At 69.5% G+C, this 23,929-nt stretch carries 25 protein-coding genes and 3 tRNA genes; 12 read left to right on the top strand and 16 right to left on the bottom strand.

The window, feature by feature from the left end:
* Positions 1-122: 122 nt before the first annotated feature.
* Together VGZ23_04850 and VGZ23_04845 are read right to left on the bottom strand one after the other, a co-directional pair.
* Positions 123-197 (bottom strand) — tRNA-Ala (locus VGZ23_04850).
* Positions 198-209: 12 nt separating this feature from the next.
* Positions 210-446 carry a hypothetical protein gene (locus VGZ23_04845; protein HEV2356924.1) on the bottom strand — a complete coding sequence of 79 codons (237 nt, stop codon included), beginning with the start codon at positions 444-446 and terminating at the stop codon, positions 210-212.
* Between the two features lie 475 nt (positions 447-921).
* Here VGZ23_04845 and VGZ23_04840 point away from each other — a divergent pair, with 475 nt between their 5' ends.
* Positions 922-1,806: a hypothetical protein gene (locus tag VGZ23_04840; GenBank protein ID HEV2356923.1), complete on the top strand. Its 885-nt coding sequence runs from the start codon at positions 922-924 to the stop codon at positions 1,804-1,806.
* Positions 1,807-2,130: 324 nt separating this feature from the next.
* Positions 2,131-2,811: a copper amine oxidase N-terminal domain-containing protein gene (locus VGZ23_04835; GenBank protein HEV2356922.1), complete on the top strand. Its 681-nt coding sequence runs from the start codon at positions 2,131-2,133 to the stop codon at positions 2,809-2,811.
* Positions 2,812-2,945: 134 nt separating this feature from the next.
* On the opposite strand, the gene VGZ23_04830 is transcribed toward VGZ23_04835, so the two are convergent.
* From VGZ23_04830 to VGZ23_04820, 3 genes are all read right to left on the bottom strand, one after another.
* A tRNA-Ala gene (locus VGZ23_04830) sits at positions 2,946-3,020 on the bottom strand.
* Positions 3,021-3,029: 9 nt separating this feature from the next.
* Entirely contained in the window at positions 3,030-3,947 is a 918-nt protein-coding gene (locus VGZ23_04825; protein HEV2356921.1) for a DMT family transporter, read from the bottom strand.
* Complete coding sequence (locus VGZ23_04820) at positions 3,944-4,696, bottom strand: metalloregulator ArsR/SmtB family transcription factor (protein ID HEV2356920.1); 753 nt, start codon at positions 4,694-4,696, stop codon at positions 3,944-3,946. Before VGZ23_04820 ends, VGZ23_04825 begins: the two co-directional genes overlap by 4 nt.
* Positions 4,697-4,883: 187 nt before the next feature.
* On the opposite strand from VGZ23_04820, the gene VGZ23_04815 reads away from it, so the two are divergent.
* Complete coding sequence (locus VGZ23_04815; protein HEV2356919.1) at positions 4,884-6,035, top strand: MFS transporter; 1,152 nt, start codon at positions 4,884-4,886, stop codon at positions 6,033-6,035.
* On the opposite strand, the gene VGZ23_04810 is transcribed toward VGZ23_04815, so the two are convergent.
* The 5 genes from VGZ23_04810 to VGZ23_04790 form a co-directional block, all read right to left on the bottom strand.
* Positions 5,989-6,477, bottom strand: coding sequence for a MarR family transcriptional regulator (locus tag VGZ23_04810; GenBank protein HEV2356918.1), 489 nt, complete (start codon positions 6,475-6,477; stop codon positions 5,989-5,991). The two genes, VGZ23_04815 and VGZ23_04810, sit on opposite strands and share 47 nt — an antisense overlap.
* Positions 6,470-6,778: an antibiotic biosynthesis monooxygenase gene (locus tag VGZ23_04805; protein HEV2356917.1), complete on the bottom strand. Its 309-nt coding sequence runs from the start codon at positions 6,776-6,778 to the stop codon at positions 6,470-6,472. Before VGZ23_04805 ends, VGZ23_04810 begins: the two co-directional genes overlap by 8 nt.
* Entirely contained in the window at positions 6,775-7,056 is a 282-nt protein-coding gene (locus VGZ23_04800) for a YciI-like protein (protein HEV2356916.1), read from the bottom strand. Before VGZ23_04800 ends, VGZ23_04805 begins: the two co-directional genes overlap by 4 nt.
* A 5-nt stretch (positions 7,057-7,061) precedes the next feature.
* The gene (locus VGZ23_04795; protein ID HEV2356915.1) at positions 7,062-7,787 is read right to left on the bottom strand and encodes an alanyl-tRNA editing protein; all 726 of its coding nucleotides are present in this window, start codon (positions 7,785-7,787) and stop codon (positions 7,062-7,064) included.
* Between the two features lie 116 nt (positions 7,788-7,903).
* Positions 7,904-7,991 (bottom strand) — tRNA-Ser (locus VGZ23_04790).
* A 150-nt stretch (positions 7,992-8,141) separates the two neighbouring features.
* Here VGZ23_04790 and VGZ23_04785 point away from each other — a divergent pair.
* Genes VGZ23_04785 through VGZ23_04760 form a run of 6 tightly spaced genes read left to right on the top strand, consistent with a single transcriptional unit; the run spans position 8,142 to position 13,305 of the window.
* Entirely contained in the window at positions 8,142-8,582 is a 441-nt protein-coding gene (locus VGZ23_04785) for a chromate resistance protein ChrB domain-containing protein (GenBank protein HEV2356914.1), read from the top strand.
* Positions 8,583-8,588: 6 nt separating this feature from the next.
* On the top strand, positions 8,589-9,494 hold the full coding sequence (locus tag VGZ23_04780; GenBank protein ID HEV2356913.1) for a YncE family protein: 906 nt from the start codon (positions 8,589-8,591) through the stop codon (positions 9,492-9,494).
* Positions 9,491-10,675, top strand: coding sequence for a chromate efflux transporter (gene chrA, locus VGZ23_04775; GenBank protein ID HEV2356912.1), 1,185 nt, complete (start codon positions 9,491-9,493; stop codon positions 10,673-10,675). Before VGZ23_04780 ends, chrA begins: the two co-directional genes overlap by 4 nt.
* Positions 10,676-10,697: 22 nt before the next feature.
* Positions 10,698-11,120 (top strand): hypothetical protein, encoded by a 423-nt coding sequence (locus VGZ23_04770; GenBank protein HEV2356911.1) that lies wholly within the window; start codon positions 10,698-10,700, stop codon positions 11,118-11,120.
* Positions 11,117-12,064, top strand: a complete 948-nt coding sequence (locus VGZ23_04765; protein HEV2356910.1) for a chromate resistance protein ChrB domain-containing protein — start codon at positions 11,117-11,119, stop codon at positions 12,062-12,064. The genes VGZ23_04770 and VGZ23_04765 overlap by 4 nt, the downstream gene beginning before the upstream one ends.
* Positions 12,061-13,305 carry an MFS transporter gene (locus VGZ23_04760; protein ID HEV2356909.1) on the top strand — a complete coding sequence of 415 codons (1,245 nt, stop codon included), beginning with the start codon at positions 12,061-12,063 and terminating at the stop codon, positions 13,303-13,305. The genes VGZ23_04765 and VGZ23_04760 overlap by 4 nt, the downstream gene beginning before the upstream one ends.
* Before the next feature lie 55 nt (positions 13,306-13,360).
* Here the strand turns inward: VGZ23_04760 and VGZ23_04755 are convergent, their stop codons facing one another.
* Together VGZ23_04755 and VGZ23_04750 are read right to left on the bottom strand one after the other, a co-directional pair.
* A complete protein-coding gene (locus VGZ23_04755; protein ID HEV2356908.1) occupies positions 13,361-13,927 on the bottom strand; it encodes a hypothetical protein in 567 nt (188 codons plus the stop codon).
* 13 nt (positions 13,928-13,940) lie between these two features.
* A complete protein-coding gene (locus VGZ23_04750; GenBank protein ID HEV2356907.1) occupies positions 13,941-14,510 on the bottom strand; it encodes a hypothetical protein in 570 nt (189 codons plus the stop codon).
* Positions 14,511-14,756: 246 nt separating this feature from the next.
* Here VGZ23_04750 and VGZ23_04745 point away from each other — a divergent pair, with 246 nt between their 5' ends.
* Positions 14,757-17,186, top strand: a complete 2,430-nt coding sequence (locus VGZ23_04745; GenBank protein ID HEV2356906.1) for a bifunctional YncE family protein/alkaline phosphatase family protein — start codon at positions 14,757-14,759, stop codon at positions 17,184-17,186.
* 4 nt (positions 17,187-17,190) lie between these two features.
* Here VGZ23_04745 and VGZ23_04740 read toward each other — a convergent pair whose 3' ends face one another.
* The 4 genes from VGZ23_04740 to VGZ23_04725 all read right to left on the bottom strand — a co-directional run bounded on the left by VGZ23_04740 (position 17,191) and on the right by VGZ23_04725 (position 21,628).
* The gene (locus VGZ23_04740) at positions 17,191-18,072 is read right to left on the bottom strand and encodes an ABC transporter permease (protein ID HEV2356905.1); all 882 of its coding nucleotides are present in this window, start codon (positions 18,070-18,072) and stop codon (positions 17,191-17,193) included.
* The gene (locus tag VGZ23_04735) at positions 18,065-18,988 is read right to left on the bottom strand and encodes an ABC transporter permease (protein ID HEV2356904.1); all 924 of its coding nucleotides are present in this window, start codon (positions 18,986-18,988) and stop codon (positions 18,065-18,067) included. Before VGZ23_04735 ends, VGZ23_04740 begins: the two co-directional genes overlap by 8 nt.
* A gap of 11 nt (positions 18,989-18,999) precedes the next feature.
* Positions 19,000-20,553: a glutathione ABC transporter substrate-binding protein gene (locus VGZ23_04730; protein ID HEV2356903.1), complete on the bottom strand. Its 1,554-nt coding sequence runs from the start codon at positions 20,551-20,553 to the stop codon at positions 19,000-19,002.
* A gap of 115 nt (positions 20,554-20,668) precedes the next feature.
* Positions 20,669-21,628 carry a threonine/serine dehydratase gene (locus VGZ23_04725; protein ID HEV2356902.1) on the bottom strand — a complete coding sequence of 320 codons (960 nt, stop codon included), beginning with the start codon at positions 21,626-21,628 and terminating at the stop codon, positions 20,669-20,671.
* Positions 21,629-21,710: 82 nt separating this feature from the next.
* Here VGZ23_04725 and VGZ23_04720 point away from each other — a divergent pair, with 82 nt between their 5' ends.
* Complete coding sequence (locus tag VGZ23_04720; GenBank protein ID HEV2356901.1) at positions 21,711-22,745, top strand: alpha/beta hydrolase; 1,035 nt, start codon at positions 21,711-21,713, stop codon at positions 22,743-22,745.
* Positions 22,746-22,988: 243 nt separating this feature from the next.
* The gene (locus VGZ23_04715; GenBank protein ID HEV2356900.1) at positions 22,989-23,927 is read left to right on the top strand and encodes a hypothetical protein; all 939 of its coding nucleotides are present in this window, start codon (positions 22,989-22,991) and stop codon (positions 23,925-23,927) included.
* Positions 23,928-23,929 lie beyond the last annotated feature (2 nt).

Raw genomic sequence — 23,929 nt, 5'->3', positions numbered from 1 at the left:
GCGAGGATGAGGGACTTGTGCGCGCCTCGCAACGGTCTCGGTTGTGACCCGGGATGGGCCCCTGCTTTTCCAGGCCGTTTCCCGGGGGCCTTAGAGCCCGCAAAGCCTTGGCATTCAAGGGCTGGTGGAGACGACCGGATTCGAACCGGCGACCCCCTGCTTGCAAAGCAGGTGCTCTCCCACTGAGCTACGTCCCCACGCCTGGCAATTTATTCTAGCATGCGCGGCATCACGTCGGCGGCGAGGCGCTCCATCTGCTCCGCCTCGTCGAAGAGCGGATTGAGCAGAATCATCTCCGCGCCCGCCTCGATCATCTCGTGGAGCCCGTCCACGCACGCCCGCGGCGGGCCGAAGACGGGAACGGACTCGAGATCCCGCACGGCGCAGCCCAGGCGCAGACGTTCGTTGCACGCCGCCGCGTAGGTCATCGTCTCGATCGGTCCCATGTGGGGTACCGAGCCCAACACCTGCTCCAGCGTCCAGATGCTCTCGAACCCGAGCGCCTCGGCACGGCCAGGTAGGCGCGGAAAGCGGCTGGGTGAAACGTGCCGTCGGCAGCGTGCTGGGAAATCGAGATCGCAAACCGCATGTGTCGCCCTCCGCCGCAACAGACCGCTCGCTAACGTCTGCCGATCTTCGCGTTGTGGATGTCCGCTCCCCCGTACCATCGAGGAGTCAACAGCCCGGCGTCCAACCAGCTTATCATGAGCTGCGTACCCAAGTTACCAGTGGTGCTCAAAGGCGTGTGGGCTTGCCCCCTGGACGAAGACTTGTGGGCCCCGCGCCGGGTCACTACCCCCGTTGAGTTTTGCCGGCCCGTGCACGCTGGGCAAAATACAATTTAGGGGGCAAAAGGGGACGGTGATTGCGTTGACGAGATGGCCGATTAGGGCTCTCCTGAGTCTCACCCTGAGTCTGACAATGCTTGGAGCGGTAAGCCCGGTTTCCGAAGTGGCGGGGGCGCCTCGCGCGGCGCGAGCCATTACCAGTCCACCCCGGCCGGTCACGAACCAGGCACAATATCGAAAGACCGCGCACCGGCTGACGGTGAAGCGGCCGCATTTTGCAAGTCGACCGAAACGCCGGTTTCCCAAGCGCGGCACACCACCTAGGCCGGCGCTGGGGGACGGCAATGCGGGCACCGATATCGGTATCGATACGACGGTGGGCACAGCACTAGGATATTACGCGGCGCACGCTGCCTCTCCGGACCTTGAACTCGGTCCGGTGCAAGCGCCGGCCTTTCTTTACGCGCCGACAGGCATGAACGCCAACTCGTGCCTGGAATGGACGACGGCGTACACACGGTATCCCGGCGACACCCAAACCTTGCGGGCGGTCTGGGTATGGGACCATTGCGTCGCCCAGGGTATAGGCACTTCTATTCCGATGGATTCGACATTCATCAGCAATTATCTGACGTACTATAACGGCGCCAATGTCTTTTGGGTGGAGCTCGTCCAGAGCGCCATCCCAGACGGCTCGACGTCCGTCACATACGATGCGATGATCTACAATTTCAACACCAACGCGTGGGATCTCGCGTATGAGGTCAGCACACCTCAACTGCCGGACACCTCCGGCGGCTGGTCGGTCCACGAAAACGATATGCAGCAGGCGAATGTTTGTCCGTCCCTCCCACCGATAACCGCGGATCAAATTCAGGTACTTATGGGAGGAGCCTGGACGTACGCGAACTCGTCGAACTCGTATGCGTGGGCGATCGGGTGGTGCTTTACGAACGCCCCCAAGTACAGCCTTCAGGTGCTGGCGCCGAACTATAAATGGCAGGTGACGTCGCCATAGGCTGACGGCTTGGGCAAACGTGTGGGGCCGGGAGGCGTAGGTGCGAAACACGTGAGAGGAAGCCTTTTGGCTTCGCTCCCCGCGCTTGCGATTGTCTTGAGCGCGGCGCTCCCGGCTCCGGCGGATTCGGCGCTTCGTGTGGTGATTACCGGACACGAGATAACACTCGAGCGTCCCCCTCTGATCATTGACGGCCGCGTGTTTGTGCCCGTGCGAGGACTATTTGAACAACTGGGCGCTACGCTTGCTTGGGAAAACCCGGCGACACATGCCGTCATCGTCTCTCGCAATGTAGCGGCAGGCCGGAGCACGCAGGTCAGGCTCATGGCCGGCAGCCGCCAGGCGTTCATCAATGATTCGCCCGTCACCTTGGACGCGGCACCAATCATCGTCGCAGGGCGGGTATACGTGCCTTTGCGGTTCGTCGGCGAGGCGTTAGGGGCGGCGGTCACGTGGGATCCCGGGCTCCACATCGTGTCGATCACGCCCGGACCGGCCCCGCCGTCCTCGCCGCCGGCCGCGGAGCCGGTGCCGCCCAAGCAAGGGCCCGCGGAGGGAACCGTACTGCGCGTGGACCTCGCCGCCCGCTTGCCGGACATCGTCATCACATGGTATGGGAACCAAACCCGCACGTTCACCGTCGCTCCCGACACCGCGTTCTTTCGTCGCGATCTCAACACAAGTCGCGTCGAGCCGATCCAGCTCCGGCAGATCTTCTCCGGCGACGCGGTGAGACTCGTTGTCGAAATTGGCGGGGGACCGCGCCCTCGGGGGACGATCCGGCAAGGAGAGGTGTTGGTACGCGAAGAGAGGGGACGCGTCGAGTCGGCGACCGACCGAACTTTGATGCTCGGCGACGGCCGGTCGTTCACCTTATCCGAGAACCCACGATTCATTGTCGGCGGGAGCATCGTCGCTCGGCCGCCGGACCTCGTGGAGAAATCGGTCATCGTGAGAGTGCAGCCCCTTACGCTGCAGGCGGTCGAAGTCGAAGTGACGGATTGACGACCTGCGCGGCCCCGCCCCAGTGCGATCAACGAACAACACGCGGTTTCGAAGCCGTTAGCGGGGTAACCCTCTGCTTTCTCGAGTCCTTCCTCCTTAAATAGCAAGGGTTCTAGCGATTTTCGCGCGTCAGCTGGTGGAGACGACCGGATTCGAACCGGCGACCCCCTGCTTGCAAAGCAGGTGCTCTCCCACTGAGCTACGTCCCCACGCGTCCTCTATTCTAGCACGCGCCGGGATCGCGCACTCGCGGCGATGTGGCCGAAGACCGCGGCCAGAACGATCGACCCGCCGATCAGGGTCGTCCGCGGAGGCACTTCCGCGAACGCGAGCCACACCCACAACGGCGCCAGCGGCCCTTCAAGGGCGTTCATCAGCGCCGACTCGGTCGCCGACACCAGGCGCGCCCCGAGCGTGAGGAGCAACAGACCGAGCCCAAACTGCGTGGTCCCGAACAGCACGAGAAACACCATGTCCACGACCCCGGGGCTTGCCGGCCGGGCGAAAGGCAGCACCGCGAGCGAGCACAAGAACGCCGAGAGGCACGCGGCGGGCAGCATCGGCGTCTTCCGGTACCGCCGGATGATCAGCATCATGATTGACATGCAGAATGTCATCCCGATGGCAAGCACATCCCCGGCCAGGCGGCCCGCGGTGGCCGCCCCGCCCACCATGACCACGGCGCCGGCAAACGCGACGGCGCTGGCCAGCAGCGTGGGCCACGATTCCCGTTCCCGGATCCAGCACCATCCGAGCGCCGCGGTCATGAACGGCGCCGTCGCGAAGATGATCGTCACGTCCGCGACCGATGTCCGGCGAAAGGCGTTGATGAACATAATCGTCGCGATGGTCGACATCGACGCGGCGATGAGCCCGGGGACACCGATCGCCCGCACGGCCGCCGGCGTACCGCGGCGGTGGTGCGCAACGATCACGGCCCCGATAAACACGCCCGCAAAGACGCCCCGCCAGAACAGAATGGTCCACGGGTCCAGGTGAATGAGCCGGGTGAAATACCCGGCGGTGCTGTAGGCGACCGCGGACGCGGTGACGAGGACGATCCCCGTCCCGTGGCGTCGCGCCTCCGCGGGGGCCGCCGACGGAGGGGACAGCCGGGCGGACACGGTGTGGTTCAAAACCGCCGCCGGTCCGGTGGCTGGCGGCGATCCGCGGTGTGCGGGGACCCTGGGCGCCGGGCGTCTCGATCGAGACGGATACCGAGGTGCCGGCCGAAGCCTCGACGGCCACGTTCCGTCAGTACGACGACCCGGCCGCCGGGTCTTCGCACAACCCACCCCCGCTCCAACGCGTTCGCCCACAGAGCCGCCCCGAGCGCGCCGCCCAGGTGCGGCCTTCGCTCGGTCCAGTCGCCGCACGCGGTCGCGAACTGACGGCGCTCGCGCCGCACCTCGTCCAAGTCGATCCCGAGGCGTCCGAGCACCGCGGGGCCGGCCGGACCCAGTCCGATCGGACCGCGATAACGCACGGCGGGCCGATCGAGCGCGCGGCGCGCGACGAGGGCGTCGAAAATGGCAACGCCGAGACGCCCGGCGAGGTGATCGTAGCAGGTACGCGCCCTTGCCAGCGACGGCGTGATCTCCACCCCGGCGGACCTGCGGCCGGCGACGACGACCAGCGATTCGATCAACTGCCCCACGGAGGAATCGGACGCCTCGTAAACGCGCTGGCGCCCCAGTCGTGTCGCGCCGACGAGTCCGCGCGCGCGGAGCACCGACAGATGATTGGACACGTTGGACTGCGACTCACCCGTCAGAAGCACGAGCTCGGAGACGGCCGCCGGTCCGTCGGAGAGGCGCTCCAGAATCTTGAACCGGATCGGATCGGCGAGCGCCCGCGCGATCGTCGCTACCGTTTGGCCGCGCATAGGCCCCTTCCCGTCGGGAATAGTCATCCCACACATCATACATAACTGATATGTCAACGTCCAGGCCCTGGGTCGGCCGCCGCGGCGCTCCTCCGCCGGTCCAGGAGTCGGCCGTCCCGCGTCCAACCAGTGTGAAGTGCGATCATCCCCAGATACCGACGCGGCCGTTTCGGCCGCCTCCGGCGCCATGCCGGCCCCCACCCGGCTCGCGTTCTTCGGCGCGGCCGGATTTCTCACCGGGATTTCGTGGCAGGTGGTCATTCCGGTCCTCCCGCTGCATCTCGCCCGCATCGGCTACACCGCGGCGGAGATCGGCCTGCTGGTCAGCGTGCTCAGCCTCGCGATGGGCGCCGTCGAACTCGAGGTCGGCCGGATCGCCGCCGCCCTGGGACGGCGGCAGACGCTGATCGGCGGGCTTCTGTTGCACGCGGCCGCTCTGGTGTGGGCCGCCGAAGCGCGCGCGGCCGCGGCGATCGCTCTCGCGCTCGCGGCGATCGGCACGGCGCGCGCGACGATGTGGACGCCGCTCATGGCCGGCGTTGCGGAAGACGCCGCGGCGCAGACGCGGGGACGGACGTTCGCCACGTTCTGGCTTGTGACGTCCGTTGGATTTCTCGTCGGACCGGCGCTCGGGGGCCTTGTCGCGTCGCGGTACGGCGGCCGGGCCGCGTTCTACCTGGGAACGGTTCTAAGCCTGGCCGCCCTGCCGGTGGTGTTTTCGATCACCGACCGCGGGCGCCCCGCCGCCGCGGCCGCGGGCCTGCGCGCCTGGGAAGTGCTGCGGGATACGGCCTTCTTTCGCCTGTGCCTGGCGAACCATCTGCACTATGCGATCACCGCGATCTGGCTGACGTTTCTACCGCTGTACGCCGCGAAACAGGGCCTGTCCGTGCTGGTGATCGGCGAGGTGTTCGCCGTGCAGGGTCTCACGTACGCGCTCTGTCAGATCCCGACCGGCCGGCTCGCCGACCGGATCGGCCCCGAGCGGCTGATCGCGCCCGCGGTCGTCGGCCGCGCCGCGAGCACCCTGCTGGTACCGGCGCTGCACGCGCCGGCCGCGTTCTTCGCCGTCGGCGCCGTGTACGGCTTCGTCGGCGGCATCGTGCCGGTCAGCTTCACGACGCTGATCGCGCGCATCACCGCGCGCGACCGGTATACCACGGCGATGGGCGTGTACAACAGCTCCGGCGATCTCGGCTTCTTCGTCGGACCGCTCGTCGGCGGCGCCGCGGCCCTCCTCGGCATCGCCGCGCCGTTTCTGCTGTGTGCCCCACTCGGCGCGGCGGCGCTGTTCAGCGCGCAGAGCGCGGTGACGGCGCTCTCGCGGCGGGCCGACTGATCCGCCCGCCGCGGTCCAGGAGCGCCTCGATCGCCCGCATCGCCGCCACCAGCCGCACCTGCCCGGCCGGCGCCAGCGCCCGCAGCATGGCGGCCGTCTCGGTTTCCGACCGAGCGTCCAGGGGATCGAACGCCGCCGACCCGCGTCGCGTCAGCGCGAGGAAACTCTGCCGACGGTCGACCGGCGACGGCGTACGGCGGATCAACCCGCGCCGTTCGAAGCCGCTCAGAAGGCGGCTCAGGTAACCGGGATTGAGATCGAGATCCCGCACCAGCGCCGCCGCCGTCGCGCGCCGGTGCGCGATTTCATACAGTACCCGTACCTGCGTGAGCGAAAACGGACCGCCGAGATAGCGCCGCCGGAGCACGCCGATTCTGCGGGTGTAGAATCGGTTGAACGCCCGCACCGCCGCGACGCGGGCCCGCAAGGTGCCCTCACCCATCGTCGACGACGATCTCGTAGTGTCTGACGCGGGTGTCGTACCGGCTCAAGAGCGCCGCGGCCTCGGGCTCGACGACCGCGGCGTCGACGTCGGCGCCGGCAAACGCGTGCACCGCCTGCGTCGACCGCCATCTCGTCACCACGATGAGCTCGCTCCCGCCGCCGGCATCCCGGCGCAGCAGCCACGCGCCGGCGTAGCCGTCGAGCGCGCGCAGCTGGGGCAGCACGCGGGCCCGCAGGTGATCGGCGTAGGCCGGCGCCTGCGCCGGCGTGGTGCGCGCCGTCCACACCCGCGCGATCACGGGGCGCCCACCACGACGGCCCACGGTTGGACTTCCCACCGCCGCACCAACCCCTCCCGGACGTAGGGATCGCTCCGGGCGAAGGCCTCGACCGGCGCCGGATCCGAGGCGCGAAAGACGAGCAGCGCCCGATCGGGCGGATCCCCGAGGGCCCCGGCCAGGACCAACTCGCCGCGCTCGCGCGCCGCGCGGACGAGGCCGAGGTGCTCTTCGCGGTATGGAGCCCGGCGCGTCACGAAGTTGTCGATTACATAGTAGAGCAGCACGTAGTATCCCATCGCGCTCACCCGCCTGCGGCCGGCGGGGGCGTCAACTGAATCTCCAGCCGGCGATTGGCCCTGCCTTTGTTCTCGGTCTTGACGATCCGGAGGACGCCGATCTCGGCCGTGCGGGCCACGTGCGTGCCGCCGTCGGCCTGGGCATCGTACCCGTCGATCTCGACGACGCGGATGCGCTCGACGTCCCGCGGGACCAGATCCCGGGCCAGCCGCACGAGATCCGAGCGCGCGAACTCCTCGTGCGTCACGAACCGCACGGTGATCGGCCGGTCCTCCGCGAGGACCCGGTTGGTCTCCCCCTCGATCTCCGCGACGCGGCTCCTGTCGAGGTCTTCGAGCGAAAAATCCATCCGGGCGCGGTCGGGGTAGATCGCCCCGCCGGTGACACGCGCGTTGAAGAGGCGGTAGACCGCGCCGACGAGGACGTGCAGCGCGGAGTGGTGGCGCATGATCGCATACCGGCGGTCCCAGTCGAGCGCCGCGCGCACGGCGGCGCCCTCCGGCGGCGGGGGGCCGTCGAGCACGTGCCACACGGTCCCGCCGTCGCGCCGCATCTCGGTGATCCGGCGCTCCCCGCCGGGCCACCACAGCGTGCCGGTGTCCGCCGGCTGGCCGCCGCCACCGGGGTAGAGCACCGTGCGGTCGAGCACGACCGCGCCGTCGCCGGTCGCGCGCACGACGGCGTCGGCGTCGCGCCGGTAGCTATCCTTGAGATAGAGCAGTTCGGTCATAGCCGCGCCCCCGTTCGATTGCCCGTGACGACCATCGTGACAAAGATAGTTGCCTCAGTCAAGTATCGCGGGGCGGCCGCATCGGCGGGGCCGGACGGATTCGAGGGCGTCGCGGTTGGCGGAGGGAGGGAGATTCGAACTCCCGAGGGGTCGCCCCCTAGCGGTTTTCAAGACCGCCGCAATCGGCCGCTCTGCCATCCCTCCACCGCACAGTATAGCATCGGCCCCCGCGCGCGGTTCCGGCCGTCGAACACACGCCCGGGGCTTGACGTGGGCATCATATGTTGCTAGTATTTGCAATAGTTATTACACAGTTCAAAATGCCATGCCACCGCGCAGTCGGAGGTGCCGGACGTGAAGTGGATCACGCGCAAGAACGCGAACGTCGACCGGGTCGCCTGTCCGTGGCTCATTCGCAAATTCGTCGACAAGGATCCCGTCTTCATCTACGCGCCCGCGGACGAGGTGCTGGCCGCGGCCGAGCGGGAGAAGGCCATTCCCTACGACGTCAAAGGCGTCGAACTCGGCCATGTCGACGGCCGGTGCAGCTTCGAATCCATCATGGTCAAGTACCATCTCGACGATCCGGCCCTGCGCAAACTGGCCACGATCGTCCATGGGGCGGACGTCGCCGCGGACATCGCCATCGTCCCCGAGGCGGCGGGCCTCAAGGCGATCGCGCACGGCTTTGCGCTGATTCACGGCGATGACGACCACGAGAAGATCCGCCTCGAGACGCCGCTGTACGACGCCTTGTACGCGTGGTGCCGGCGGGAAGTCGCGGAGGAACGGTAGCCCGCGGTGGCGCTGACCCCGGCCGGAGCGATCCCCCTGCCGTCCCATCCGTCGGGGGGCTTCGATCACGGCGACGTGCATCTCGAGACGGGGCTGGTGTTCCTCGCGCATACGGCGACGGGAACCGTCGAAATCATCGACGGAGAGCGCGGGATCCATCGTGGCACGATTCCGGGCTGCCCGGCGGCGAGCGGCGTGCTGTGCGCGCAGACGGAGCGGCTCGTCTTCGCGGCGGCCCGAGGAGCGGGGAAGGTGCTCGTCGTGATGGCGGCTTCGGGGGCCGTGACCGCTGAAATCGTCGTGGGACCGAACCCGAACGGCCTGGCATGGGACCCACGCCGCCACCGGCTCTTGGTCGCCGACGTTCAGGACTTTCGCGCCCGGCTCGTCGATCCCGGCGCGGGGTCGATCGTCGCCGGCGGGGAATTACCGGGCAGACCCCGCTGGTGCGTCTACGATTCGGACGGGGACCGATTCCTGGTCAACATCCGGGAACCCGCCTGCATCGCCGTCCTGGATGCGGACACGGCGGCAACGCGGGAGCGGTGGCCGGTGTCCTCGCCCGGTCCTCACGGTCTCGACCTCGACGTGGAACACGGCCGGGCGCTCGTCGCCTGCGACGGCGGCAACGTCCTGGCGCTCGACCTCAAGACCGGCCGGGAACTTGCCGGCGTCGTGATCCCGGGGCAACCGGACGCGATTTGGTACAACGCCGACCGGTCTTGCGTGTATGTCGCGATCGGCCAACCGGGCATCCTCGCCGTCATCGACACCCGAGCGATGGCGATCGGCCAAGAAATCGCCACGGAGGCGGGCGCGCATACGACCGCCTTCGACCGCACGCGGCAGCGGCTCTACGTGTTCCTTCCCGGCAGCTGCCGGGCGGCCGTGTACGAGGAGAGCCGCGAATGAGTCGGAGCGACACGGGCCGCCGAGTTCCGGTTCGGGATCTCGTCCTATATTATCTCCGCCTCGGCGCGATCGGCTTCGGCGGACCCGTGGCCCTCGTCGGCCAGATGGAGAAAGAGCTCGTCGGGGAGCGGCGGTGGCTGACGCGGGAAGAATTTCGCGAGGGCGTCGCCGTGTGCCAGTCTCTGCCCGGCCCGCTCGCCATCCAGGTGGGCATCTTCATTTCCTACATTCGAGGCGGAGTCTGGGGCGCGTGGGCGGGAGGCTGGGCCTTCATCCTCCCCAACTTTCTCTTCGTGGCCGCGCTCGGCGCTCTCTATGTTCACTTCGGCGATCTCTCGCCGGTCAGAGGGATCTTCTACGGGGTAAGCCCGGCCGTGATCGCGCTCATCTTGTATTCGTGCCACCGCTTGGCCAGGCTGGGCATGGAGGATCGCCTGCAGTGGGTCATCGCCGCGGGGTGTTTCATCGTCACGGTTGCGGTGCAGGCCGAAGTCGCGGTCCTGTTCATCGTCGCGGGCGCGATCGGCATCGCGTATTACGGAACGCTCCTCCGCCGGCGGTCGGCGGCAGCCGGCCTTCCGCTGCTCGCCGGCGTTCCCGCGAAGATCGGCGCCGTCGCGGCTCCGGCGGCCCCGACCCTTGGCCGGTTGCTCATCTTCTTCTTGAAGGCCGGGAGCCTCACGTTCGGGAGCGGGCTCGTGATCGTGCCCTTCCTCGAGAAGGGATTGGTCCAGCAGACCGGCTGGCTTAACGCACCGCAGTTCCTCGTCGCGGTCGCGATGGGCATGCTGAGCCCCGGACCGGTCGTCATCACGGCGACGTTCGTCGGCTATCTGGTGGCGGGCTTCTGGGGGTCCGTGCTCTCCACCATCGGGATCTTCCTTCCGTCGTTCCTCCTCGTCCTCATCGTGGCCCCGATTCTGATCCGCCACCGCGAGAACCCCGACATCCAGGGCTTCGTGAAGGGCGCCTACGCCGCGGCGATCGGCACGATCCTGGGCGCCGGCCTGCTGTTGGCGAGAATCGCGATCGGGGATTGGCTCACCGCCCTCGTCGCGATCGTGAGCCTTGTCGCGCTCGTGCGCTGGAAGGTGAGCAACCTGCTCCTCGTGGCGGTCACGGCGGTTATCGGGTTGATCGGGTATGAGCTGCTCAAACCAACGTGGGTCTTTGTCAAGTGAGACACGAAGGGGGTTGGAGGACATGCCAGCCGGCCGAACAGTCGTCTTCGTCTGTCTTCACGGCGCCGCCAAGAGCGTGATCGCCGGCGCCTATTTGAACCGGCTCTCCGCGGAACGCGGGCTCGATATCCTCGCGCGCGCGGCCGGGATCGAACCGGAGCCCGAGATACCGTCCCAGGTCCGTGAGGGTCTTCGCAGGGACGGCCTTGAGGTCGGAGAGCACCGTCCGCGAAGCGTCACCCGCGAGGAATTGAAATCCGCCTGGCGGATCGTGTCGTTCGGGTGCGACCTCGGCCCCGCCGCTCCACCCGGTCGCGCAATCGAGAGGTGGGATGACGTGCCGCCGGTGAGCGACGGATTCCCGGCCGCCCGGGACGCGATCGTTGCACGGGTGAAGCGGTTGTTGGACGAATGCGAGCGACCGCCGCGAGGGGCGCCGGGGTGACCTGGCTCGTCTTCTCCTACTCGCTTCCATCGAAAGCGCGGTCGAGTCCCCGGGTGGCCGTCTGGCGGCGGCTCCGCGCCCTCGGGGCCGTGTCGCCGAAGGGCGGCGTCTATGTGCTGCCCGGCCGGCCCGATTGTATGGAGGCATTCCAGTGGCTGGCCCAGGAGGTCGAAGACGCGAAGGGCGAGGCGCTGCTGATGCACGTCGACCGATTCGAGGGGATGACGGACGCGGCGCTCGTGACGCTGTTCCAGGAGGCCCGGCGCACGGACTACGAAGCGCTCGACGCCCGCGTCGCGGAGCTCCAACGATCCCTTCGACACAGGGGCGCCGCCGGGGACGCCCGCGAGGCCCTGGCGAAACTCCGGCGCGAGCACACGGATCTCGCGCGGATCGACTTCTTCGAGTCGGCGGACGCGGCGGCCGTGGCCGCGAAACTCGACCGTCTCGAGCGCACGCTCACGCCGGCGCGCGCCGACGGCCGCGTCGAGCCGGCCGCGATCGCAGCCTACCGCGCCGCGCGGTGGGTGACCCGGCCGCGCCCGCACGTCGATCGGCTCGCGTGCGTGTGGCTGATTCGACGCTTCGTCAACCCGCGCGCCATCGTCCGGTACGCGGCGACCCCGGAGCCGGACGAGATCGCGTTCGATATGCCGGGCGCAAGGTTCGGACACCACGGCAACCGGTGCACGTTCGAAACGATGACGCGCACCTTCGACTTGGACGACGCGGGCGTCCGCGCGATCGGGGAGATCGTCCACGAAATCGACCTGCGCGACGGACGGTACGCGCGGCCCGAGATCGCCGGGGTCGACGCCATCTTGCGCGGATGGGGCGGTCTCGCGGATACCGAGCGCGAAGCCCACGGCGTCGCGCTGTTCGAAGGCTTGTACGCATCGCTCGGGCCCACGCCGGGCCGGTCCCGCCAGCGGAGGCGCGGATGACCGTCGAGATGGCGGGGCACGACTGGACGGCGCTCATTTCCGCGCGCGGCGTGCGGATGTTTGGGTTCGGGTTTCTCTCCGTAGGGCTCGCGCTGTACCTCTCGGCGATCGGCTACTCGTCCGTCGCGATCGGCCTGCTCTTCACGGTCGCGCTCGCCGGCAGCGCGGTGACGTCAACGGCGATGTCATTCCTCGTCGACCGCTGGGGACGGCGCCGGATGCTCATGGCCGCCGCGGCCGCCATGGCCGTGACCGGCGTCGGTTTGGCAACGCAGACCTCGTTCGGCGTCATCCTGGCGCTCGCCGCGCTCGGAGGGTTAAGCCCGACGGGGCAGGAGGTCGGGCCGTTTCAGCCGATCGAGCAGGCGATCCTGTCGCGCTCCACCGGCGCGCCGCGGGTGCTGTCCTACGCCTGGTACAATCTGGCCGGAACGCTGGCCGCCGCGTTCGGCGCGCTGGCCGCGGGACTCGTGCCGGCCGCTCTCGAGGCGGGGGGGTGGCCGCCGCTCGCGGCGCAGCGCGCGGCCGCCTGGGCATTCGCCGGGTGCGGCGCCGCGCTGGCCATCCTGTACACGACACTGTCGCGCGCCGTCGAAGCGCCGCCCGGTGCCGCGCACCGTGACGCCGGCCGCGGGTTGCGGCGGTCGCGCCGGATCGTCCTTGGGCTCACGGGGCTCTTCGCCGCCGATGCGCTGGCCGGCGGTCTCGTCGTGCAGAGCCTTGTCGCCCTGTGGTTTCACGAGCGGTTCGGCGTCGATCTGAAGAGCCTCGGCATGCTCTTCTTCGGCGCGAACCTGCTCGCCGCGGTCTCTTACCTGCCCGCGGCCTGGCTCGCCGGCCGGCTGGGGTTGCTCAACACGGCCGTCTTCACGCATCTGCCGTCCAACATCCTCCTGGCATTCGTCCCGTTGATGCCGACGTGGCCGTTGGCCGCGACGGTCCTGCTCGCGCGACAGGCGCTCGCCAGCATGGACGTCCCCACGCGCCAGGCGTACACGATGGCCATCGTCACGCCCGGGGAGCGCGCCGCGGCGGCGGGACTCACGAACGCGATCCGGCCCGCCGCGACGAGTCTGGCCCCGATTCTCTCCGGCGCGGCGCTTGCGACCGCCGCGAGCGGGCTGCCGTTTTTCCTCGCCGGCGGCATCAAAGCGGCATACGACCTGGCCCTGTGGCTCGTGTTCCGCCGCGTGCCGCTGGAGTCCGCGACCGAATCGACGCGGGGAGTCCCGGGGAAGTGATCGGGGACCGGAACGCCCGGTCCCCACCACGACGCCCATCCGAAGACCGGCGGCTTCAGGGCGCAGCGACCCTCCAGATGACGGCGCCCGAGTCGTCGAAGACATTGAGCGTCGTACCGTCCCTCGTCCATCCCGCGTAGATACGGTCCCTGCCGTGCTCGTCGCCGAGCGCGAATCGCGGCGTCCCCAACTGGTGGTCGAAGCCGAAGTCCGCCCGCGACGTCCCCGCGGCATCGAACAGGACGATCTCTGCGCCGCCGCGCTCGAAGCTCACCTCGGCGCCGAACCGGCGGCGGCCGCCTTCGTCGGCGAGGAAGACCTGCGGGAACCCGCGCCCCGCGTCGAGGCCGAAGACGAGCCGGTCCTTCCCGGCCTCGTCGAGCAGGCGGATGCCCGGCCGGTTGTTCGCATCGGTCCCGAGGACAATGCGCGGCCGGCCGGACGCATCCACGAGGACGACCCCGCGCGCCGACAGCGACGCGGACTGAGACTGAGCCTGCCGTGCGCCGATCCCGAGCACCACGGCCATCATCACGGCGGCGAGCCCGGCCAGCGACACCGCGTGCGCGCGGCGCTCGAACCGGGCGAGCTCGCGCCGCAACGCCTGCACCTCGCTCTGCACGGCGGCCGCTCCCCTACGGCGCCGACCATATCGTCTTGCCGGACGGGTCGCGCACCATCAGCACCGGCTTGTCCGCCGGGCTCCACCCAAACGTGATACGGTCCATCGCGTGTTCGTCCGCCAGGTCGAACTCCGGGGTGGCCGTGCCGCTCGCGGAAAATCCGAGGAATCCGCGCTGCCTGCCGTTCTCGTCGAGGAGCACCACCTGCGGGGTGTCGCGGTCCGGGCTCAGGCCCATGGTGACGCGCACCCGGCCGGTTTCGTCGCTCAGCTCGATCAACGGACGGGCGGCCAACTTCCCAAATCCGATGAACAGACGGTCCTTGCCGGCGTCGTCCCGCAGCCAGATCGCCGGATTGTTGCTGGAGTCGAGTGCCAGGCTGATCCGGTCCTTCCCCTTCTGATCGACCACCGCGATCCGGCGCGCCGACAGGACGGCCGTCTGGGATTGCGCCCGCGGTGCGCCGGTCCACAGGACGGCCGCCACGACGGCGGCCGCGAGCCAGCCCAGCGACATGATGCGAAGCCGCCGTTCCGCCCGTGCCACGCGTGCCCGCATCACCTGAATCTCCTCGACGCCCACGCTGCTGCCTCCTCTGCCGCCTCGATTGACCGCCCCGGCGAGCCGACGGTCGTAAGCGACCCGCGGTGCGACCCACGACGTCTTTCCCAAATACGGGTCGCTTCAACACCGGCCCTGCAGGATCGGAGATGCGCCCGATCGCGACCGGCGCCGGGCGGAGGAAGGACCGCGAGATCACGCGAATGGCGATATCACCGCCCTGTGTGCCGCGTGTTCGCCGTCATAGCCCCGAAAGGAGTCGCGGAAATGAAGCCGCGTTGCGCCATCGAGAGACGCCGGCTGCGGTGGGCGCTTCCCTCCGCCGCCGCGGTGGTCATGGCGCTGGCCGTCCTCGGGGTGGGACAGCCGCGGACGCCGGGGCCGAGGGGGGAGGAAGGCGTCACCCCCGGCAACTGGACGCTGACGCCGGCCGGCGTGCAGGTGCCGATCGGCGACCGGCCGCTGGGCGCGGCCTTGAGCCCGGACGGGGGATACCTGGCGGTGACGAACGACGGCGCCGGTGTGCAGTCGATCGCCCTCCTCGACACCGCATCACGCAGGGTCGTGCAGACGGTCCCCTACCATACCCCGGAGGGGCTGTTCGTCGGCGTCACGTGGAGCCCTGACGGACGGCGGCTGTTTGCCTCGGCCGGCGGCAACAACCGTGTCCGGGCGTACGACGTTCGCAACGGTCTCCTCGTCGAGGGGCCGTCGATCATGATGGGCGAGCCATCCGCCAAAGTGTATCCCGCGGGGCTGGCCATGACGGCGGACGGCCGCACGCTCCTCGTCGTGGAAAACCTGGCGAACCGCCTGGCGGCCGTCGATCCCGCCTCCGGCGCGGTCGGCGCGACCGCCGCCACCGGCCGGCTGCCGTACGCGGTCGCCATCCTCGGCGACAAGGCATACGTGAGCAACTGGGGCGCGGGAAGCGTGACCGCGGTGCGGCTGCCGTCGCTTGCGCCCGCCGCCACGATTGCGGTCGGCCTGCACCCGGCGGCGCTGGCCGCCGACCCCGCCCGGGCGCGCCTCTACGTCGCGAACACGGACGACGACACCGTCTCGGTGATCGACACGCGCACCGACCGGGTGATCGCGACGCCGTCGCTCGCCCCGTATCGCGGCGCCCCGGAGGGGAGCGTCCCGGACGGTCTCGCGGTGAGCCCCGACGGCCGGCGCCTCTTCGTCGCGAACGCCGGCAACAACGACGTCGCGGTCGTGGATCTGACGCGGCCGGCGCCCGCGGTCCTCGGCCTCATCCCCACCGCCTGGTATCCGACGACCGTCACGCTCTCGCACGACGGCCAAACGCTGTTCATCACCAACGCGAAGGGACTCGGCGCCGGGCCGAACCCGCGAGGGCCGGTTCCCACCCGCGGGCCGGCCGAGGCCTCCGAGCAATACATCGCCCAGATGATCACCGGCACGGTGGCGATCGTGCCCGTCCCCGCGCAGGCGGACCTCGACGTCCTGACGGCTCACGTCGTGCGGAACAACGGCGTCAACGAGGCGGCGGCCCGGCTCGGGGGCGGCGCCGCGACCGCGGCGGCGCACGCCATTCCGCGGCGGGTCGGCGAGCCGTCGTTGATCAAGCACGTGATCTACGTGATCAAGGAAAACCGCACGTACGACCAGGTACTCGGCGATCTCCCCGGGGGCGACGGCGACGCGCGCCTCACGCTGTTCGGACGCGACGTCGCGCCGAACCATCATCGGCTGGCCGAGGCGTTCGTCTTGCTCGACCACTTTTACGCGGACGCCGAGGTGAGCGCCGATGGGCACAACTGGTCGACCGCCGGGATGACGAACGACTACGTGCAGAAGAACTGGCCGGCGACGTATTCGAATCGGGGCCGCGGGTACGATTACGAGGGCGGCGAGCCGGCCGCCTACCCCCGGGGCGGCTTTCTGTGGGACGCCGCCACGCGGGCCGGCGTGACCTACCGGGTCTACGGAGAGTTCACGGAATTCATGCAGTATCCGAGCCGCGGGACGATGGCCGCGCTCGAGCGCCACGTCGCCCCGACCTACCACGGCTGGGACCTTCACGTGCCGGACCAGACCCGGATCGACGAGTGGCTCGCGGAGTTCCGCGGGTTCGAGCGCGGCGGCGCGCTGCCGCAGTTGACAATCATGCGCCTGCCCAACGACCACACCGCGGGCACCCGGCGCGGCTACCCGACCCCGCAGGCCATGGTGGCCGACAACGACCTGGCACTCGGCCGCCTCGTGGAGGCCGTCGGCCGCTCACGGTTCTGGAAGGACACCCTCATCATCGCCGTGGAGGACGACGCGCAGGACGGTCCCGACCATATCGACGCGCACCGCACCGTCGCCCTGCTGGCCGGCGCCTATGTGCGCCGGCACGCGGTCGATCACACCTTCTACAGCACGGCGTCGCTGCTCCGGACGATCGACTTGATTCTCGGGATCCCGTCGACGACGCAGTACGAGCTGGCCGCGACCCCGCTCCTCGGCGCGATCACCGACACGCCGGTCCCGTACCGGTACGCCGCCGCGCGTCCGCGCCAGTCCCTGACCGCGATGAACCCGCCGGACGCGCCGGGCGCCGCGGCGTCGTCGCGCCTCGACCTCCGCCGCGCGGACGAGACGCCGCCCGGGGTGCTCGACCGGATCCTCTGGCAGGCCGTCAAAGGGCCCATCCCGCTGCCGCGCACGCCGTACGAGATTCGTTGACCGCTCAGTCCCGCAGCCGCGGGTCGAGCGCGTCCCGCATCCCGTCGCCGAGCAGATTGAATCCGAGGACGGCGAGCGAAATGGCGACGCCCGGCGCGATGACCATGTGCGGCGCGACATTGAGGAACAGGCGCGCGCCGGCCAGCATCGCACCCCATTCGGGCGTCGGCGGCTGCACCCCGAGGCCGAGGAAGCTCAGCGAGCCGGCGGTCAGGACCGCGGTCCCGATCCGCAGCGTGACGTACACGATGATCGACGGCAGGGCGACCGGGAGCAGATGCCGGAACATGATCCGGGCGTTGCCGGCGCCGACCGCCCGCGCGGCGTGGACAAACTCCTGATTGAGGGCGGCCATGACCGGACCGCGGACGAGCCGCGCAAACGTCGGGACGGTGTACACGCCGACGGCGATGATCACGTTAACCATGCCCACGCCGAGCACCGCGACGATGGCGATGGCGAGCAAGATCCCGGGAAAGGCCAGCATCACGTCGACGATCCGCATCGACACATTGTCGATGACTCCGCCGTAGAACGCGCTGGCGATGCCCCACGAGGCGCCCGCCACCGCGCCGATGCACGTGGCCCCGAGCCCCATCCCGAGCGAATAGCGGGATCCATAGATCAACCGGGTGAGAATGTCGCGCCCGAAGTCATCCGTCCCGGCCGGATGGGCGGGTGACGGCGGCGCCAGCGTGTGGTCGTAGTCCACCGCTGTCGGCGGATACGGCGCGATCCATCCCGCGCCGGCCATCGCGCCGAGGAAAATCAGCGCGAGGAAGCCGCCGGCGACCGCGGTGCGCCGGCGCAGGAATCGCGTCCAGGAACGATGGCGGACGCGGGCCCGCCCCGCCGGGGCGCCGACCAGGACCGCCGCCTCAGGCATAGCTGACCCGCGGGTCGAGCGCCGCGTACAGCACGTCGACGATCAGATTGATCGCGAGGAACTCCAGCGAAAACACGAGGATCTCGGCCGTGAGGACGGGGTAGTCCCGGAAGCCGATCGACTGGATGAGCAGCCAGCCGAGACCCGGCCAGGAGAAGACGGTCTCGACGATGATCGCCCCGCTGATCAGGAATCCGAACTGCAGGCCGACGATCGTCACGACGGGGATGAGCGCGTTCCTCAAAGTATGGTGCAGCAGCACCGTCGGCTCGCGCACGCCCTTCGCCCGGGCCGTGCGCACGAAATCCTCGCCGGTCACCTCGAGGAGACTGCTGCGCGAGAAGCGCGCGACCGACGCCGCCGCAGCGGCACCGAGGGTCACCGCGGGCAGTACGAGGCTGCGGACGCCGGCCTCCATGCCGCCGGTTGGGAACCATCGGAAATGCACGGAGAACAGGTAGATCAGCAGCAATCCCAGGAAAAACGAGGGGGTGCTGATGCCCGCGACCGAGACCACCGTGGTCGCGTAGTCGAGCATGGAGTTCCGGCGCAGGGCCTGCAGGACCCCGACGGCGAGCCCGGCCATCGTGGCGAGCAGCGTCGCGGAGAGCGACAGCCACAGGGTCGGCGCGAAGTGTTCCGCGACGACGCCGGCCGCCGGAACGCCGCTTCGGAACGATCGCCCGAAATCGCCGCGGACCGCATCGCGAAGAAAGTACACGTACTGCAGTGGAAGCGGCTGGTCCAATCCCAGCCGCGCCCGGACCGCCCCGACATCCTCTTGCGTCGCATCGGGCCCGGCCAGCAGCCGTGCGGGATCTCCGGGGATTGCGTGCAGGAACACAAACGTTCCCAGCGAGACCCCGAACAGAATCGGGATCATTTGCCACAGCCGCCGGCCGAGATACCGCAGCATCGGTCTTCCGCCTACCGGATCGCCGCCCCCCGCACGTCGACGGTTCCATCCGGCAGCGCATAGACACCGCTCACGTTGTCCCGGATCCCCGCGAGATTCTGACTGTTGTATAGGAAGATCCAGGGTGCGTCGGCCCAGATCAGCTTCATCACCTGCACATACGTGAGATCCCGGCGGTGCTGGTCGGCGGTCGTGAGCGCCGCACCGATCAGGGCGTCGACCTGCGGATTCTTGTAGAAGGAAAGATTGAACAGCGTGGGCGGCCACGACTCGCCGTAAAAGAGCGGACGGAGCCCCCAGTCGGCGTCGCCGGTGGACGGCGACCAGCCGGCGAGGTTCAACTGGGACTGATTGTCGCTGAGCGGCTTGAACCGGGACGCCGACAGGGTGCCGGCCTCCATCGGCTGCAGATTGATCTTCACCCCGACCTGCGACAGATTCTGCTGGATCAGCTCCGCGACGCGGTTCGTCTCCGTCTGCTGGCCGAGCCAGAGCGTCGCGGTAAAGCCGTTCGGCAATCCCGCCTCGCTTAGCAGTTGTTTCGCCTTCGTCACGTCGTGCGGCCAGCCGCCTTTCTGCACCGGCGAGTACCCGATGACGCCCGGCGTGATGGGCCCGTCCAGCGGCCGGCCGTAGCCGCGCAGCACGACGCGGATGACGGCGTTCTTGTCGACCGCGTAGTTGAGCGCCTGGCGGACCTGCAGCTTGGTGAACGGATCCTGCTGTGTGTTCATGGCGACGTAGAACGCGTAGATGCTCCAGCTCTTCTGCACGCGCACCCCCTGCGCGTGGGAGACCGCGTCCACCTGCACGCCGGGTACCGGGAAGGCAAACTGCGCCTCGCCGCTCAGCAGGGCGGCGATCCGGCTGGCGTCCTCCGGGATCAACCGGAACACGATCCGGTCCGCCTTGGGCTGCCCCTTCTCCCAGTAGGAGGGGTTGCGCTCGAGCACGACCTGCTGGCCGGGCGTCCAGCTCACAAACTTGTACGGACCCGTCCCAACCATGTGGCGCGCGATGTACGGCTCCCCTTGGGCGATGGCCGCCGGGCTGATGATGCGGCTGGCGGGGTGGGCGAAGTTGTACAGCATCGCGCCGAACGGCTCCTTGAGCGTGAACCGCACGGTATCATCGCCGACCGCGTCGACGGACCCGATGTTCTGATACAGGCTGTACCGGCGGAGCTTGTGGTTCGCATCGCGCGCCCGATCGAAGTTGATCTTCACGGCCTGGGCGTTCAACGGCGTGCCGTCCTGGAATTTGACGCCGTGGCGAAGATGGAACGTAAAGACCGTGGCGTCGGGCGACGCCTCCCACGACGTGGCCAGTTCCGGCTTGAGTTTCATGTCGGGCGTGAAGCCGACGAGCCCGTCGTAGGTGCTCCGCTCGATCGAGAACGAGAGATTGTCGTTGGTATCTTCCGGGTCCAGCGTGACCGCATCGGCGTACAGTGCCACGGTCACCGTCCGGGCCTCCTGCGCGCGTGCCGGGGACCGGGACGGCGCGAGAACCCACGCCGCGGTCAGGGCGACAAGGAGCAGGGCGAACAGCCGCCTCATCATCATCGATCCTCCCCTCCTAGGCATAAGCGGCCCCGTCCTCCCACCTTCGGGAGCCGGCGGCCACGACTTCATGCTACCACGCTGAATTTCCGAGCAGCCGGCGCGAGGCCGGCAGGCGTCAGAGGAGGTCGCGCAGCCGCGGCAGGTCGACGTTGCCGCCGCTCAGCACCGCCACGACCCGCGCCTCCGGAGGCACCGCGACGCGTCCCGACAGCAGCGCGGCCACGCCGGCCGCCCCCGCCGGCTCCGCCAGCAGCTTGGCGAACTGGAGCACGGCGCCGACGCCGCGGGCGAGGTCGTCCTCGGACACGAGGACCACGTCGTCGACGAGCGCCCGCACGTGTGCGAGCGTGTGCTCGCCGGCCATCGGTGCCGTCAGCCCGTCCGCGATCGTGGCCACGCTCGCGAGGCGCACCGGCGTCCCGGCCCGCAGCGCCTCGGTCAACGTCGGCGCGCCCTCCGGCTCCACCCCGATCACCCGGGCCGACGGCCGCGCGCCCTTGATCGCGGCCGCGACGCCGGAGATCAGTCCGCCGCCGCCGATGGGCACGAGGACGACGTCCACCTCCGGCAGGTCGTCGAGAACCTCGAGCCCGACCGTGCCCTGCCCGGCGATGATGAGCGGGTCGTCGAAGGGGTGGACGAGCGTGAGGCCGCGCGCGTCGCGCAGCTCGTACACCTTCTCGAACGCCTCGTGCATCGTGCCCCCGACGATGACCTCGGCGCCGTAGGCGCGGCTCGCCGCGATCTTCGTCTCGCTCGCGCCCGCGGGCATCACGACGACGCAGCGCAGGCCCTCGGCGGCCGCCCCATAGGCGAGCGCCTGCGCGTGGTTGCCGGCCGAGATCGTGATGAGGCCGCGCCGCTTCTCCGCCGGCGTGAGGTGGTGCAGCTTGTTGAGCACGCCGCGCGGCTTGAAGGACCCGGTCTTCTGCAAATTCTCGGCCTTGAGAAACAGCCGCGTCCGGGTCCGCCCCCCGAGCTGGGCCGACGACAGCAGCGGCGTCCGGTGCACGCGGCCGGCGATCACCCCGCGCGCGCGGCGGATGTCGTCGGGGGAAACGATCGGAGCGGTCACGCCGAGGGATACGGTCGCAACGCACTCGGCCCCTGCGCACCGGCAAAGGAGTCGCTCCCGACGCCGGGGTAGCAAACCCTACGTGAAAGAAGCGGCCGGTATCTCCCGCCAGCCCGTCGCGCGCATCGCCGACCGGTGGTTTCCGCTGAGCGCGGACGGCGTGACCGTCCGCGTGCCTCTCTTCGCCACCGGCGATCCGCTCGGCGCGCATCGCGGCGTGACGCGGTTCGTCGTGATCATCAACGGCACGCTCCGCAACGCCGACGTCTACTTCGCGAGCGCCGTCGCGGCCGCGGAAGCCGCGGGTGCGGACCCCGGGCACGTCCTCATCGCGGCGCCGCAGTTTCTGGCCGCGCCGGACGCCGAGGCGTTCCCGCTCGACGGCGACGTCCCGCACTGGACCACCGAAGGCTGGAAGATCGGCGACGGCGCCGTGCACCCGGAGCGCGGGCCGAGTTCGTATGCCGTGCTCGACGCGCTTCTGGCGGCCGCGCCGGACCGCGCCCGGTTCCCCGCGCTGCGCACGGTGGTCGTCGCCGGCCACTCCGCGGGCGGCCAGTTCGTCCACCGGTACGTCGCGTCGAATCGCGCGCACGCGGCGCTGCGCGCGGCCGGTCTCGCGGTCCGGTACGTCGTCGCCAATCCCTCGTCGTATCTCTATTTCGACGATCGCCGCCTGACCGCCGCGGGGACCCTGGCTCCGTACCCCCGGGAGACGTGCGCGGACGTCAATCGGTACCGCTACGGGGTCGAAAGGCCAAACGAGTACGTCGGCGCCGCCCTCGCCGCCCTCGGCGGGGGCCCGGCCGGGGTGGAGGCGCTCGGGCGCGAGTACGGTGGACGGGAGGTCGCCTACCTGCTCGGAGAGGCGGATTCGGATCCCAACAGTGACTCGCTCGACAAGTCGTGCGCGGCCGCGGCGCAGGGGCCGACGCGGCTCGAGCGGGGGCGGCGCTACTTCCGGTACATCCAGATGCTGCTCGGTCCGGAGGTACTCGCGACGCACTCGCTGCACGTCGTGCCGGGCGTCGGGCACGATCACCGGGAGATATTCCTGTCGGCGTGCGGCCTGCGCCTGCTGTTCGGCGACGGACGCTGCCATCCTAACTATAACTAACCGCGACGGTGCGAGGCGGACCGGCGGACACGCCGGGTCACATTCAATGGAGGTGCGTTCGATGGTGTACGAGCTTCGCGTGTATCGCTGCATGCCCGGGCGCAAGCCGGACAGGCCGGGCGCGCGAAGAGCCACGAGCGCGGCGTGATCGTGGAGGGCGTCCGCACTGCTCGAGGCGACCGACTTTTCCCCGGCGGCGTAAGTATCTGACACGCCGGAAGGCCTGCTGAGGATTCCGGTCCGGTGACGCCGGTCGCGGCGATCGGAATGTTCCTCGTCGGCGCGGGGATGGCCGTGTGGGCCACCGAGCGCCTGCTCGATGGGATGGTGGGACTGGCCGGGGCCGCACGGCTCTCCGCGTTTGCCGTCGGCGCGGTCCTCTCGGGGTTTGAAGCCGAAAACGTGGCCGTCGGCCTGGCCGCCGCGGGCAGCCACGCGCCGATCATTGCGCTCGGGACGGTGTTCGGCGGGGCGATTTTCCTGGTCTGCGTCGCGTTGGGTCTCGGGGCCATCATATCCCCGCTCCACGTCCGCGTGCCGGGCGGCCTCCTTGCGACCATGGCCTCGGCGCCGTTGCTGGCCGGACTCGCCGTAGTGAGCGATCGTGCCGCCCGGCTCGTGGGCGCAGTCCTGCTGGCGGCGTTCGTTTGCTTCATGTGGTATGTGGTGCGGTCGTCCCGCCGCCACCCGGGTCTGGCCCAGGCAGAACGCCGCGCGGCCGGCGACGAGCCGCGATCCCTCGGCTCGTCACTCCGGCTCACAGCATTGGGTCTCGTCGTGATCAGCATCGGCGCCAAGCTGGTCATAGACGGCGCCACGCGGATTATTGCGGTCTTCGGCGTCTCCGCGGCGTTGATGGGCATGGTGGTCACGCCGGCCGCCATCGAATTGGAAGAGATCATCCGCCAGGCGGTCCCGGCGCGACGCGGGCATCCCGAAGTCAGCGCGGGCAACCTCATCGGCACCCTGCTCTACTTCGTGCTGTTCAATCTCGGGCTCATCACGCTCATCGCGCCGCTTCGCATCGCCCCCTCCACCCGCTGGCTCGATTGGCCGTTCCTGGTCGCGAGCACGTGGCTCGCGGCCGTCTTCCTGGCGCGGGGGCGGGTGGGGCGCGCCGAGGGTATGGCGCTGCTCATCCTGTATGGGATGTACGTCGCGGCACACGTCCGCTTCACCTGACC

Source organism: bacterium (assembly GCA_035945995.1).
Lineage (GTDB): Bacteria > Sysuimicrobiota > Sysuimicrobiia > Sysuimicrobiales > Segetimicrobiaceae > DASSJF01.
Note: the sequence above shows the minus strand (reverse complement) of the source record. Positions and strands in the feature narration are given on the sequence as shown.

Bases quoted from the DNA above. Each gene is read 5' to 3' on its own strand.
- VGZ23_04730 (HEV2356903.1), bottom strand. From the start codon at position 20,553: ATGATGATGAGGCGGCTGTTCGCCCTGCTCCTTGTCGCCCTGACCGCG.
- VGZ23_04820 (HEV2356920.1), bottom strand. From the start codon at position 4,696: ATGCGCGGCCAAACGGTAGCGACGATCGCGCGGGCGCTCGCCGATCCG.
- VGZ23_04815 (HEV2356919.1), top strand. From the start codon at position 4,884: ATGCCGGCCCCCACCCGGCTCGCGTTCTTCGGCGCGGCCGGATTTCTC.
- VGZ23_04740 (HEV2356905.1), bottom strand. From the start codon at position 18,072: ATGCCTGAGGCGGCGGTCCTGGTCGGCGCCCCGGCGGGGCGGGCCCGC.
- VGZ23_04760 (HEV2356909.1), top strand. From the start codon at position 12,061: ATGACCGTCGAGATGGCGGGGCACGACTGGACGGCGCTCATTTCCGCG.
- chrA (HEV2356912.1), top strand. From the start codon at position 9,491: ATGAGTCGGAGCGACACGGGCCGCCGAGTTCCGGTTCGGGATCTCGTC.
- VGZ23_04770 (HEV2356911.1), top strand. From the start codon at position 10,698: ATGCCAGCCGGCCGAACAGTCGTCTTCGTCTGTCTTCACGGCGCCGCC.
- VGZ23_04840 (HEV2356923.1), top strand. From the start codon at position 922: ATGCTTGGAGCGGTAAGCCCGGTTTCCGAAGTGGCGGGGGCGCCTCGC.
- VGZ23_04810 (HEV2356918.1), bottom strand. From the start codon at position 6,477: ATGGGTGAGGGCACCTTGCGGGCCCGCGTCGCGGCGGTGCGGGCGTTC.
- VGZ23_04835 (HEV2356922.1), top strand. From the start codon at position 2,131: ATGGCCGGCAGCCGCCAGGCGTTCATCAATGATTCGCCCGTCACCTTG.
- VGZ23_04795 (HEV2356915.1), bottom strand. From the start codon at position 7,787: ATGACCGAACTGCTCTATCTCAAGGATAGCTACCGGCGCGACGCCGAC.
- VGZ23_04845 (HEV2356924.1), bottom strand. From the start codon at position 446: ATGGGACCGATCGAGACGATGACCTACGCGGCGGCGTGCAACGAACGT.
- VGZ23_04735 (HEV2356904.1), bottom strand. From the start codon at position 18,988: ATGCTGCGGTATCTCGGCCGGCGGCTGTGGCAAATGATCCCGATTCTG.
- VGZ23_04800 (HEV2356916.1), bottom strand. From the start codon at position 7,056: ATGGGATACTACGTGCTGCTCTACTATGTAATCGACAACTTCGTGACG.
- VGZ23_04745 (HEV2356906.1), top strand. From the start codon at position 14,757: ATGAAGCCGCGTTGCGCCATCGAGAGACGCCGGCTGCGGTGGGCGCTT.